The following is a 12416-nucleotide window of genomic DNA, read 5'->3' on the forward strand; positions in this document are numbered from 1 at the left end:
TCAGAAGGCGCAAGCTACCTCAAGGCAGGTGCTCCACCTGGGTAAAGTCGGCCTCCAGCGGCGTCTCGCGCCCGAACATGGAGACGAGAACCTTGAGCTTCTGGTGCTCCGGATGAACCTCCTCGACCGTCCCGACCATGTCCGCGAACGGCCCGCTGGTCAGGCGCACGACGTCGCCGACCTTGAACTGCGCCACAGGCTTCGCTTCGTTCACACCCATGGAACTCAAGATCTGCTCGACCTCGTGAGGCATGAGCGGCACAGGTTTCGATCCGGCGCCGGGCGAGCCCACGAAACCGGTCACCCCCGGCGTGTTGCGCACGACATACCAAGAGTCGTCCGTCATGATCATCTCCACAAGGACGTAACCGGGGTACGTCTTGCGCTGCACCACGCGCTTTTTCCCGTTTTTGATCTCGACAGCCTCTTCCGTGGGCACGACGACGCGGAAAATCCGGTCCTCCATGCCCATGGTCTGCACGCGGCTTTCGAGGTTGCTCTTCACCTTGTTCTCGTAGCCGGAGTATGTGTGAATCACATACCACTGCTTCTCAAGATTCTCCATTGAGCAGGGCGAGCAGCCCGCCACCCCCATGACGCGTTAGTCTACGCCGATGGCCGACATCGCCGCGGAAACGCCGATGTCAAACGCCCAGATGAGCACACCCAAAATGGCACACACCAAAAGGCAGGCCGCCGTGTACACAATGACCTCACGGCGCTTCGGCCAACGAACGCGCTTTAACTCCCGGAACGACTCCTTGAAGAAGGCGACGATGCCCGTGCGCTTCGCGTGCTGATTCAGTTCCACGAGGGTATCGTTCGGTTTCGCCACGTTCGATGCTCCTTTGTGGGCCATGAGCGGCGCCTCAACGGGTCTCGCGGTGCGTCGTGTGCGAGTTGCAGGTGGGGCAATACTTCTTCAGCTCAAGACGATCCGGATCATTCTTCTTGTTCTTCGTCGTGGTATAGTTCCTCTGTTTGCACTCCGTGCAAGCGAGGGTGATGATCTCGCGCATTGTGGCACCTCCCCGTGTCAGCCGACCACGAAACCGATCTCTCGGTCATGGACGCAGAAACAGAAGAACCCCCGAACCGGGGCTCATACCTGCACAACATTATCATATCACGTTGCGCACCGTCAAGTATTTCTCCAGCTTCCGCTTGACCCGCTGAAGGGCGTTGTCGATGGATTTGACATGCCGAGCGAGATCCACCGCAATCTCCTGATACGAACGCCCGTCGAGATACAGCATCAAGACCTGGCGCTCCAGATCGCTCAGCAATTCGGACATCTTACCCTCAATATCGTCAAACTCTTCCTGGTTTATAATCAGCTCTTCCGGATCCGCGACGCGCACGGTACAGATGACGTCGAGCAGCGTGCGATCCGAGTCCTCATCGTAAATGGGCTTGTCCAGCGAAACGTAGGAATTGAGCGGAATATGCTTTTGTCTCGTGGCTGTTTTGATAGCGGTGATAATCTGACGCGTGATGCACAGTTCGGCGAACGCCTTGAAGGAGGAGAGCTTGTCTCCGCGAAAATCGCGGATGGACTTGTACAGCCCAATCATGCCTTCCTGTACGATGTCTTCCCGATCAGCCCCAATGAGAAAGTACGACCGCGCCTTGGCCCGAACGAAATTCTTGTATTTGTGAATCAAATAGTCGAGCGCGTCGGTGTCGCCTCGATGAACAGCCTCGACCAGCTCTTCGTCCGTCATGTTCTCGTAGGGCGCCGTGTCGTACGGCGGGGCCGCGTCGGCGTCTCTTGGTGTCGGCTGCGTCGACAAACTCTATCACCCCGAGCCTCGTGAATGACGCCATTATACATGATGCCATTTGAGAGGATCAATTGCGTTGAGACAGCAAAATAGGCGTCAGGACGCCATTTTCGACACATTGAACCTATCGCCGTCGCCATCGTTCGAGCTGATTCGCCAAATCACCCGTGAGCGCATCGCGCAGCGTCCGCCGATCGCCGGCCGAATGGCGCTGCGTCTCGCGATCGATGTCCTCCCTCATCTTTTCAAGCCGCACCAAGAGCTCGTTCGCGGAGATGCGCAGCGCGCCCCCGCCCAGCGCCACCTGCTGCTCCGCCGCATCCGACGTGGCCACCGTGATCTCCCGATATTCGTCCCGCAGATCGTACACCAACCGCTCGATCCGCGCGTCCGCCGTCTCGCCCGACTCCGTGAAGACGATGCGCACCCCCGCCTGCTCCTCCACGTGGCCCGGCCCAGGCCTGCGGTGCGCATCGTACACGACGATCACGTCCTCGCCGTACATCGCGCGGTACTGGCTCAACAGGTCCTCGATTTCGCGGCGGGCCTCCTCCAGATCCTCAATCTGCGCCAAACTTCGGCCCGCCCGCCTCGCGATGACATTGTACCCATCGACAATCACGAGGCGCGTCAAGCGCCCCTTACGCCCGCTGGCGGACCGCTTCATACAGCAGGACCCCCGCCGCGACCGAGGCGTTCAGACTCTGCACTCGGCCCAGAATCGGGATGGACACGAGAAAGTCGCACTGCTCGCGAACCCACCGGCGCATCCCTTGGCCCTCGGAGCCGATGACCACGGCCGTGGGCCCCCGATAATCGACCTCGGTGTAGGGCACCTTGGCCTCCACGTCCGCGCCGACAATCCAATAACCCGCCTGCTTCAGCCGCTGCAGCGCCTGCGCGACGTTCGCCACGCGCGCCACGGGCAACGTCTCGAGCGCACCTGCGGCGGCCTTCGCCACGACGTCGGTGACCTGCGCCTGTCGGCGCTTGCCGATGACCACGCCCTGCGCCCCCGATGCCTCCGCCGTGCGCAAAATCGCCCCAAAGTTGTGCGGGTCCGCGATCTCGTCGAGCACCACGACGAGCGGCGCAAAGCCCGTGTCGCGCCGAATGACGTCGTCGAGATCGACATAGGCATACGGTGCCACCTGCGCGATGACCCCCTGGTGCGCGCTCGCCATCTCGTCGAGCCGGCTCCGAGGCACAAACTGCACCACGACGCCGCGAGATCGCGCCTTCGCCACGATGGCGTCCATGCCGGAAGCGCCTTCCGCCACCCACACCTTGTTCACGGGCCGTTCACTCTCAAGCGCCGCCAGCACGGCGTGCCGGCCCTTGACGAGATCGGCCGCCTCTTCTCCTTGTGCCGATCGGCGCCGCGCGCCGTCTCTCATGGACATGTTCATGGCTCCCTCGCTTGGTCATTTTGCGCATCCAGCGCCGCGAGCGCATGGGCGGCGATCTCGTCAAGCCGCTCCCGCTCGCCCGTGGCGTACAGGTAGCCCACCAGCGCCTCGAAGCCGGTCGCGAGCCGGTAGACCACCACATCGACATTCCGGCGCGTGTGGGACGACTTCTGATTCCGCCCACGCCGAATCACGTCGCGCTCGGCGTCGGTCAGCATGGGCTCCAGCAGCCGAAGGGCCTCGGCCTGCGCCACGGCGGAGACGTAACGCGTGGCCTGCCGCTGCAGATCGCGCGGGCGAAGAATGCCGAGATTCAGGCAGTGGTTGCGCGCATAGATCTCCCACACCGCATCGCCCAGAAACGCGAGCGCGAGCGGCGAGACCTCGTCCACCCGCCAGTTCACCTTCATGATTCGTAGCTCCAGCGCGTGCCGTACGGCGTGTCCTCAAGCACGATGCCGCGGTGCCGAAGCTGGTCGCGAATCTCGTCCGCCCGCGCGAAGTCGCGCCGCTTCCGGGCTTCTGCGCGCTCCGCGATGAGCCGCTCGATCTCGTCCTCCAGACGCTCCTCTTCCTTCTTCGGAATGCCGAGCACGCCGAGCAGTTCGACGAACAGATCCCGGTACAGGCGGAGATCGCCGAGGGTCACGCCGCCTTCTTCGAGGCGTGTGTTGACTACGCGCACGCCGTCGAAGATGGCTGCCATCCCGTCCGCCGTGTTGAAGTCGTCATCCATCGCTTGGATGAAGGCGCTTCGGATCTGTTCCACGTCCGAACGCCCCCGCGTGGACGGGACTTCGTCCGCGCGGTCGAGCGCCCCGCGCATCGCCTTCAGGGCCTCCGCGCGGTGGTCCAAGTCCCGGATCAAACGGTCGATCCGCGACAGCGCCTGCTCCGCCTGATCCAGCGCCTCCTCGGTGTAATTCAGCGGGTTCCGATAGTGCGCGGAGAGAAGGAAAAAGCGCACAGCGCGCGGGTCCCGGCGCTCCAGGAGGTCGCGGGCCATGATGAAGTTGCCCGTGGACTTGGACATCTTCTCGCCGTTGATGTTGAGCGTGCCGTTATGCAGCCAATATCGAGCGAACGTCTTCCCCGAGTGTGCCTCGCTCTGGGCGATCTCGTTCTCGTGGTGCGGGAAGATGAGATCTCGCCCGCCCGCGTGGATGTCGATCTGCTCGCCGAGATACAGGTAGTTCATCACGGAGCACTCGATGTGCCAGCCCGGGCGCCCCGGCCCCCACGGGCTCGGCCACCACTCCTCGCCAGGCTTCGCCGCCTTCCAGAGCGCGAAATCCGTCGGATCGTCCTTTTCGTCCTGCACCTCAATCCGGTAGCCCGCGCGCATGTCCTCCGGCGACTGGTGGGACAGCTTGCCGTACTCCGGGAAGGAGGACGTGTCAAAGTAGACGCTGCCGTTTCGCTCGTAGGCGTGGCCGCGATCGATCAAATCCTGGATGAAGCGAATGATCTCGTCGACGCACTCGGTGACCCGCGGGTGCACGGTCGCGGGCCGGATGAACAGCTTGCCCGCGTCCTCGAAGTAATAGCGAATGTTTTCCTCGGCGAGCTCGCGCGGGCTGATGCCGAGCTCCTGCGCGCGTTGAATGATGCGATCGTCGATATCGGTGAAGTTCTGCACAAAGCGCACTTCGTACCCTCGGTACTCCAGGTAGCGGCGGATGGTGTCGAAGACCACGAACATGCGCGCGTTCCCGAGGTGGAAGAAGTGATAGACCGTCGGGCCGCACGCGTAAAACCGCACCTTGCCGGGTTCGAGCGTCTGAAGCGGCTCCTTCTTGCCCGTCAGACTGTTGTACAGCAGGATCCCCACGCGATCCTCACCTCCCCTGATGCTCCGGCGCTTGTGCAAACGCGAGGGCGCGGCGCATGCGTTCCACCGCCATCTCTTTCGGAAGAAGCGCCATCGACTTCTGCAGATCGGGGCCGTGCGTATGACCGGTCACAGCGGCCCGAACGGGCATGAACAGATCTCGTCCCTTCACGCCAAGCGCCCGTCCCACCGCCTGAAAACGGGCCCGATTGGCCGCCTCATCCCAGGACGGATCCTGTTCGCACGCCGACAGATACGCACGAACCACGCGAGCGGCGCCCTCGGTCGCGAGCAGCGCACGCGCTTCTTCATCGTACGCCACTTCGGGCTCAAGCCACACCCTCGCGGCGGTGAAGAATTCCCGCGCACAGGCGAGGCCGTCCTGGACAAGGGCCACGGCCCGCTCGAGCCACTCGTCGTCCACGTACGGCGGAAACGAATAGTTCAGGCGCACAGCCTGTTCGCGGATGAGCCGAACCGCCTCCTTCGGGTCAAGCGACTTGAAGTACTGGTTCGCCATCCAGCGGAACTTGGCGACGTCGAACACGGCACCGGCGCGCCCGACGCGGTCGAGATCGAACCGCGCGCAAAGCTCGTCCAGATCAAAGATTTCCTCTTCATCCCCAGGAGACCATCCGAGGAGCGCCAAGAAGTTCACGATGGCCTGCGGGACGTAGCCCTGCTCGCGGTATGCCGACACCGGCAGGACGTTCGGATCGCGCTTCGACAATTTCTTCCGCGACTCATCGAGCACAATCGGCAGATGCGCGAATTGCGGAGGCTGCCAGCCAAACGCCTCGTAGATGAGGAGCTGGCGCGGCGTGTTGGACAAATGCTCCTCGCCTCGAATCACGTGCGTGATGGCCATGAGATGATCGTCGACGGCCACCTGAAAGTTGTACGTCGGCATGCCATCCCGCTTGATGATGACGAAGTCCCTCAGATCCTCGCGCTCAAAGGCGATCTCGCCCCGGACGATATCCCGCACCACGATGGGCGGACCGGACGGCGCGCGGAACCGGATGGCGTGCGGCTCGCCCGCCTGGATACGCTTCAAAGCCTCCGCCGGATCGAGCGACGAACACGACCCGGTGCAGCCGCTCGCGCCCGCACTCGGGCCATCGTCGGCATCCTCTTCCGGGCGAACTTCCTTCGCCTCGCCCTGAAGGCAGAAGCACGCGTACGCCATCCCGGATTCCAGCAGCTTCTCCGCATGGCCCCGATAGATGGCGATCCGCTCGCTGCACCGATACGGCCCGTACGGCCCGCCGATGTCGAAACCCTCGTCCCACGCCAGGCCGAGCCAGCGGAATGCCTCCACAAACGCCTGCTCCGCCCCGGCGACGTTTCGGTCCACGTCCGTGTCCTCGAGCCGCAGGATGAACTGCCCCCCGGTGTGCCGCGCGTAGAGGAAGTTGAAGAGCGCCGTGCGCACACCGCCGATGTGGAGATGGCCCGTCGGACTTGGGGCGAACCGCACGCGCACGCTCACGGCGTCTGCCCCCTCTTGTCGAGACGGACCACCAGGGCCACCGCCTGCGCGGCAATGCCCTCTCCGCGCCCGATGAAGCCCATCTTCTCATTCGTCGTGGCCTTGATGGACACGTCGCGCTCGTGAACCTGAAGCACCTCCGCGAGGCGCCTCCTCATCGCCGGCACGTGCGGGAGCAACTTGGGCCGCTCCGCGATGACCATCACGTCCACATTGCCCACGCGATACCCCTCGCGCTCGATCATGGCGACTACCTCGCGCATGAGCGACAAGCTGTCGGCGCCCTCGAACCGGTCGTCATCCGGCGGAAAGTGTTGACCGATGTCGCCGAGGCCAAGGCTGCCGAGCAGCGCGTCGATGATGGCGTGCGCGATGACGTCGGCGTCCGAGTGGCCGAGAAGCCCAAACGGAGCATCGATGCGCACGCCGCCCAGCACAAGCGGCCTGCCCTCCGCAATCCGGTGCACATCATACCCGAGTCCGATCCGCATGTTCCGCCCTCCCCCACCGTTCGCGCGCCAGCCAGCGCGCGTAGTCGAGATCGGCGGGCGTCGTGATCTTGCCATTAAACGCCGTCGACGCCACGGCGACGACCGGCACGCCCACCGCCTCCATCGCCCCACTGTCGTCCGTGGGGGAATTCTCTGCCGAATAGTGGCGCTCCAGGTACACGCGTGGAACGAGATCGGCCCGAATCGCCTGAGGCGTCTCCGCAAGAAACAGCTTGTCCCGGGGAACAGTCTCTTGCACCAAGCCGCCCTCCACGCGTTTGACGGTGTCTCGACAAGGAGATCCGAGCACCGCCCCCCCGGCCCGCACGGCGGCCTCAAACACGCGCCGCACATCCTCCTCGGCCACGAAGGGACGGGCGGCGTCATGAATGGCGAAGGCGGACCGAGCCGGATCCACCTTCTGGCGCGAGACCAATTCCAACGCGCGCTTTACGCCCGACACAACGGACGCGTGGCGCGTCTCGCCGCCTTCTGCGAAGTGAATGTCGCGCCCGGCGCCATCGGCCTCCTCCCTCATGCGATCGACGTCTGCTGGAGACGCCACCACGACAATCTCGTTCGCGCCGCCGCCGATCATGGCTTCAACCGAGCGAAGCCACATCGGGCGCCCGGCGAGATCGAGAAACTGCTTTTTGAAACCCATGCGACGGCCTTCACCGGCCGCCACCACGATAGCCACCCACATCCGCGTTCCCCTTTCCCCAACGCCCGACAGCATGGAAAGGCCGAGGACGCGCTCCGCGCCCTCGCCCTCCGCAGCGTCGCCAGTTGAACCTCACACGCACGCGCCGTTCCGCCAGCTCACAGCGCCTTTTCCAACAATTTCGGCTTGGCGAAGATCATTCGCCCCGCAGACGTCTGCAAGACGCTCGTCACGAGCACGGTGATCTTGCCGCCGATATATTCGCGCCCGCCCTCGATGACGATCATCGTGCCGTCATCGAGGTAGGCCACGCCCTGATTGTGCTCCTTGCCGTCCTTGATCACGTGGACCTGCAGCTCCTCACCCGGCAGGACCACCGGCTTGAGGGCGTTGGCGAGATCGTTGATGTTCAGGACCTGCACACCCTGCAGCTCGCAGATCTTGTTCAAGTTGAAGTCGTTGGTCACGACCTTGCCCCGCATCTGTTTTGCGAGCCGGACGAGTTTCGCGTCGACTTCCTGGATGTCGTCGAAATCGGTCTCGACGATTTGAACTTGGACCTTCGACTCCTTCTGGATGCGATTCAGGATGTCGAGCCCGCGGCGTCCGCGGTTTCGCTTCAGCGCGTCGGAGGAGTCCGCGATGTGCTGGAGCTCAGCCAGGACGAACGAAGGAATGACGAGCGTGCCGTCGAGAAAACCCGTCTCGACGAGGTCCGCGATCCGGCCATCGATGATGACCGACGTGTCCAAGAGCTTCGCGTCCCCGGGCCTGAGCCCCGACTTCTTGTCTTTGCCGTCGGAACGGTCGCGATCGCGCGAGAGGCGCCCCGCCAACAGGTTCCACAACTCCTCGCGCTTCGTGAACCCGATGCGCAGGCCAAGGTAAGCGAAAAACACCGCGAGGAAAAACTCCACGGCGACGCCGACCAAGGGAATCGCGCGAATTTCGGGCGAGAACAGGTATGCGACGACGAGCCCAATGACCATGCCGATGGTGCCGCCCAGGATGTCGGCGAGGGGCGCGCTCTTCAGCCGCTCCTCCAGCCATCGCAAAAGCGCGGAAACGTAGCCTGCGAGAGAAACGGTCGCCACCAAAAACAGCGCGCCGCCCACGGCGGCACCGAACCAGTTGGTGGTCACAAACGAGCGATGCAGATGAAAAACATCCAGGAATAAGTCCGGACAAAGCTGATAACCTAACAAGACACCGACAACCACGAAAAACAGGTGCACGACCTTCTTCATCATCCGACGTCACCTCCTGTGCCTAGTATGCACGTCCTCTATCCCATCCTAACCGATGCACTTCCAAAACACCTGGAATTTTGCCGACGGACGAGATCGTTCAACGGTTTTGAAAAAATTGGAGCACCATGTTCAGTGTAACATGTTTCAGGTTGCGCGTAAAGCGATTCCATGGTCTGCGTGAGCGCACAAGGATTACTTCTTCGTGCCGTGGGCCATGTCGCCGTCTCCGTGTTTGCGCGCGACGATGGACGAGCGAATGGCGTGGACCATGCCGTACGCGGCGTACAGCCCCAGGACGGCGAAGATCAGGACGTCGGTGCCGACAATTTGGAACCGCAGGATACAGGCGATAAGAAGCGCAAACAACGGCACCAAGACTAAAATGGACTTGGGATAGGACAGGCGCTTGAAGTTGGGATAGGGAATCGAGCTCACCATCAAGAGCGACAGGAGCACGGTGGCTGCGGACAGGATGATCGACGCCGGCTCGAACGCGGATTGGGTCAGGGCGAGCGTGGCTTCGACGCCGCCCGCGGCCGTGATCGGCAGGCCGATGAAGGTGTCGGCAGGACCGCGCTGGGTGTGAAAACGCGCCAGGCGCAGGGCGCCGCAAAGAGGAAACAGGATGGCAACGAGATCGCCCAAGATCCCGAGGTGCCGCAGTTCCACGCGGTACATGATCATGGCCGGCGCGACACCAAACGTCACGATGTCCGACAGGGAATCGAGGATGCGCCCGAATTCGCTTTCCGCTCGAAGCCACCGCGCAACGCGCCCGTCCAAGCCGTCGATGATCATGCCAAAGACGACGAAAAGCGCACTGAGACCGACCCGCCCTGCCTGCAGGATCAGCATGGAACTGAGCCCAGCGACGAGATTGAGGGCCGTCAGCGCGTTGGGAATCCATCGAATATACAAGCCTCACGCCTCCCGGGCGGGTCAAATCTGACGATCAATCAGCACTTGCTCCTGAATGCGTCCGAGTCCGTTTTGAATCATGCGGGCGCGGACCGGGCCGACGCCCTCCACTTTATCCAGGTCCGCCATCGACGCCTTGAGAATGTTGGACAGAACGCCGAAGTGCTCGACGAGGTTTTCGATCACGGGCTGGGGCAACCGGCTGATCTTGTTCAAAATCCGGTAACCGCGCGACGGAACGCTCTCCTCAAGCTGGTTGACGCTCGGCGGATACCCAAGAATGCGCGCCAGCAGCGCCCCGTCGAGCAGTTCCTCGGAAGAGAGGTTGTGGATCTGCGACATGATCTGATGCGGCGTGTGAGGACACTCGGGATGGGCGAAGTCCTTGATGAGCAGGTACGCCTGCTCGTCGACGTCCGAGACGAGTTCCTCCAGCTGCATGCTGACCAATCGCCCCTCGTTGCCGAGCTCGATGATGTAGCGGCGGATCTCGTTGGTCACGCGCAGCACCGTCTCGAACCGCTGAAGAACGCGCGTGACGTCCTCCAGCGTCACGGCCTCCTCAAATTCCAGCGCGCTGAGATCCGTGAGTTCCTGCTCCAGGACCGTCTTGTATTTTTCAAGCGTCTGCAGCGCCTGATTGGCTTTGGCCAAAATTACGCTGATGTCGCGCAGCACGTATTTCAAATTGCCTTGGTATAGCGTGATCACGTTTCGGCGCTGCGAAATGCAGATGACCAACTGGCCGCTCTGGCGAGCCACGCGCTCCGCGGTGCGATGCCGCGTCCCGGTTTCCGATGTGGGTATGGTGTGGTCCGGGTTCAGCGTCGTGTTGGCGTAGTGGACCTTCTTCGCGTCCTCACTGATGATGATGGCGCCGTCCATCTTCGCGAGCTCGTACAGATGGGACGGGGTCAGATCGCACTGGATGGCGAAACCGCCGTCCATCATGGAGAGCACGGTTTCCGTCGCGCCGACGACGATGAGCCCGCCCGTCTTGGCGCGCAGAATGTTCTCGATTCCCTCTCGGAGAACGGTCCCTGGCGCAACCATGCGCAAGATTTTATTGATGGCAGCTTCCCGCTTGGCGTCGTCCTTCACAATGTCACCTCAAAAGGCTTGATCGATCGCGTCCTGCACGGAGCGAACTTGGACAATCTCCATACCAGGCACGGCCTCGGGCACGGATTGCCCAGCCGGAACGATGCAGCGATGAAAACCAAGTTTACGCGCCTCGCGAATGCGCTCGGCAAGCCGCGTCACGGCGCGCACCTCGGCCGTGAGACCCACTTCTCCGATGTAGACCCCTTGCCGCAAGGGGCGATCGCGGTGACTCGCCACGAGCGCCAAGGCGATGCCGAGATCGGCGGCTGGTTCTTCCACGCGGACCCCGCCCGCGATGTTCACGTATGCGTCACACGACCCGAGCTGCATGCCGAGCCTCCGCTCCAAAACTGCCAACAGCATGTTCATGCGCTGCAGGTCGGCCCCCGTCGTCATGCGCCGCGGCGTGCCGAACGACGTGGAGGCGACGAGCGCCTGCACCTCGAGAAGAAGCGGGCGCCGCCCTTCCATGGCGCACACCACGGCCGAGCCAGGGGCAATGTCGCGGCGCTCCGACAGAAACAGCTCGGACGGATTGGAGATCTCGCGCAACCCGTCGTCCCTCATTTCGAAAACCGCCAGCTCGTTGGTTGAGCCAAACCGATTTTTGACGGCGCGCAGCACTCTATACATATGATGGCGATCGCCCTCGAAGTATAAGACGGCGTCGACCATGTGCTCGAGCATGCGCGGCCCCGCGATGGCCCCGTCCTTCGTCACATGCCCGACGATGAAGGTGGCTATGCTCTCGGCCTTGGCCACGCGCAGGAGCAGACCGGTGCACTCCCGAACCTGCGCAACGCTCCCGGGCGCGGAGGCGAGGCCCGGCCGAAACACGGTTTGGATGGAGTCGACAATCAGGAATTGAGGCTTCAGCTCCACGGCCGCTTCCAGGGCTGCGTCGAGATCAGTCTCGGCCAGCACGTATAATTCGCCGTGCACGGTGCCGAGGCGTTCGGCCCGCAGGCGAATCTGAGTCGCGCTCTCCTCGCCCGAAATGTAAAGCACGCGGTGGCCGTTCTTCGCGATGGCGTGCGACACCTGCAGCAACAGCGTCGACTTTCCGATTCCGGGATCTCCGCCGATAAGCACGAGCGACCCGGGCACCACGCCACCCCCGAGCACGAAGTCGCACTCGGACAGGCCCGTGCTCAACCGGTTCTCCGCCTGAGCCGGGATGGACACGATGGGCTTCGGCACCACTCGCGCCTTCGAGGGCGCGAATCGGCCGCTCGGCGAAACCTCTTCCTCCACCAGCGTGTTCCACTCGCCGCAAGCGGGGCATCGCCCCATCCATTTCACTTCGACATGGCCACACATCTGGCACACGTATCGCGTCTTGACCTTCGGCAATCCGCCTCGCCGCCTTCCAACTCCTCATCAACATGATACAGAACTCTCCGCGTACGTCCATGCTGGACGCGAAATTTCTGCGAGCAGGGGTGCGAAGGTGTCCACAGCGCGCAACACAAA

General features: G+C 62.9%; 15 protein-coding genes. All 15 read right to left on the minus strand.

What is annotated here, in order from left to right:
* Positions 1-19: 19 nt before the first annotated feature.
* The 15 genes from nusG to radA all read right to left on the minus strand — a co-directional run bounded on the left by nusG (position 20) and on the right by radA (position 12296).
* The gene (gene nusG, locus AACI_RS13515; protein WP_008339827.1) at positions 20-565 is read right to left on the minus strand and encodes a transcription termination/antitermination protein NusG; all 546 of its coding nucleotides are present in this window, start codon (positions 563-565) and stop codon (positions 20-22) included.
* Positions 566-601: 36 nt separating this feature from the next.
* Positions 602-835: a preprotein translocase subunit SecE gene (gene secE / locus AACI_RS13520; RefSeq protein WP_008339829.1), complete on the minus strand. Its 234-nt coding sequence runs from the start codon at positions 833-835 to the stop codon at positions 602-604.
* A 34-nt stretch (positions 836-869) separates the two neighbouring features.
* Complete coding sequence (gene rpmG / locus AACI_RS13525; RefSeq protein ID WP_008339831.1) at positions 870-1019, minus strand: 50S ribosomal protein L33; 150 nt, start codon at positions 1017-1019, stop codon at positions 870-872.
* A 102-nt stretch (positions 1020-1121) separates the two neighbouring features.
* Positions 1122-1793, minus strand: a complete 672-nt coding sequence (sigH, locus tag AACI_RS13530; protein ID WP_008339833.1) for an RNA polymerase sporulation sigma factor SigH — start codon at positions 1791-1793, stop codon at positions 1122-1124.
* Between the two features lie 115 nt (positions 1794-1908).
* Complete coding sequence (locus AACI_RS13535) at positions 1909-2451, minus strand: YacP-like NYN domain-containing protein (RefSeq protein ID WP_041707627.1); 543 nt, start codon at positions 2449-2451, stop codon at positions 1909-1911.
* Entirely contained in the window at positions 2426-3193 is a 768-nt protein-coding gene (rlmB, locus tag AACI_RS13540) for a 23S rRNA (guanosine(2251)-2'-O)-methyltransferase RlmB (RefSeq protein ID WP_012811944.1), read from the minus strand. Before rlmB ends, AACI_RS13535 begins: the two co-directional genes overlap by 26 nt.
* Complete coding sequence (locus tag AACI_RS13545) at positions 3190-3603, minus strand: Mini-ribonuclease 3 (protein WP_012811945.1); 414 nt, start codon at positions 3601-3603, stop codon at positions 3190-3192. Before AACI_RS13545 ends, rlmB begins: the two co-directional genes overlap by 4 nt.
* On the minus strand, positions 3600-5024 hold the full coding sequence (gene cysS, locus AACI_RS13550; protein ID WP_012811946.1) for a cysteine--tRNA ligase: 1425 nt from the start codon (positions 5022-5024) through the stop codon (positions 3600-3602). Before cysS ends, AACI_RS13545 begins: the two co-directional genes overlap by 4 nt.
* Before the next feature lie 7 nt (positions 5025-5031).
* Positions 5032-6516 (minus strand): glutamate--tRNA ligase, encoded by a 1485-nt coding sequence (gene gltX / locus AACI_RS13555; protein ID WP_012811947.1) that lies wholly within the window; start codon positions 6514-6516, stop codon positions 5032-5034.
* Positions 6513-7007 carry a 2-C-methyl-D-erythritol 2,4-cyclodiphosphate synthase gene (gene ispF / locus AACI_RS13560; RefSeq protein WP_012811948.1) on the minus strand — a complete coding sequence of 165 codons (495 nt, stop codon included), beginning with the start codon at positions 7005-7007 and terminating at the stop codon, positions 6513-6515. The genes gltX and ispF overlap by 4 nt, the downstream gene beginning before the upstream one ends.
* The gene (locus tag AACI_RS13565) at positions 6985-7713 is read right to left on the minus strand and encodes an IspD/TarI family cytidylyltransferase (RefSeq protein ID WP_012811949.1); all 729 of its coding nucleotides are present in this window, start codon (positions 7711-7713) and stop codon (positions 6985-6987) included. Before AACI_RS13565 ends, ispF begins: the two co-directional genes overlap by 23 nt.
* 116 nt (positions 7714-7829) lie before the next feature.
* Positions 7830-8921: a PIN/TRAM domain-containing protein gene (locus AACI_RS13570; protein ID WP_012811950.1), complete on the minus strand. Its 1092-nt coding sequence runs from the start codon at positions 8919-8921 to the stop codon at positions 7830-7832.
* Positions 8922-9113: 192 nt separating this feature from the next.
* Positions 9114-9839, minus strand: a complete 726-nt coding sequence (pssA, locus tag AACI_RS13575) for a CDP-diacylglycerol--serine O-phosphatidyltransferase (RefSeq protein ID WP_012811951.1) — start codon at positions 9837-9839, stop codon at positions 9114-9116.
* A gap of 21 nt (positions 9840-9860) precedes the next feature.
* On the minus strand, positions 9861-10940 hold the full coding sequence (gene disA / locus AACI_RS13580) for a DNA integrity scanning diadenylate cyclase DisA (protein ID WP_012811952.1): 1080 nt from the start codon (positions 10938-10940) through the stop codon (positions 9861-9863).
* Positions 10941-10949: 9 nt separating this feature from the next.
* Positions 10950-12296, minus strand: a complete 1347-nt coding sequence (gene radA / locus AACI_RS13585) for a DNA repair protein RadA (protein WP_012811953.1) — start codon at positions 12294-12296, stop codon at positions 10950-10952.
* Between the last annotated feature and the right edge of the window lie 120 nt (positions 12297-12416).

It is taken from the genome of Alicyclobacillus acidocaldarius subsp. acidocaldarius DSM 446 (assembly GCF_000024285.1).
GTDB lineage: Bacteria > Bacillota > Bacilli > Alicyclobacillales > Alicyclobacillaceae > Alicyclobacillus > Alicyclobacillus acidocaldarius.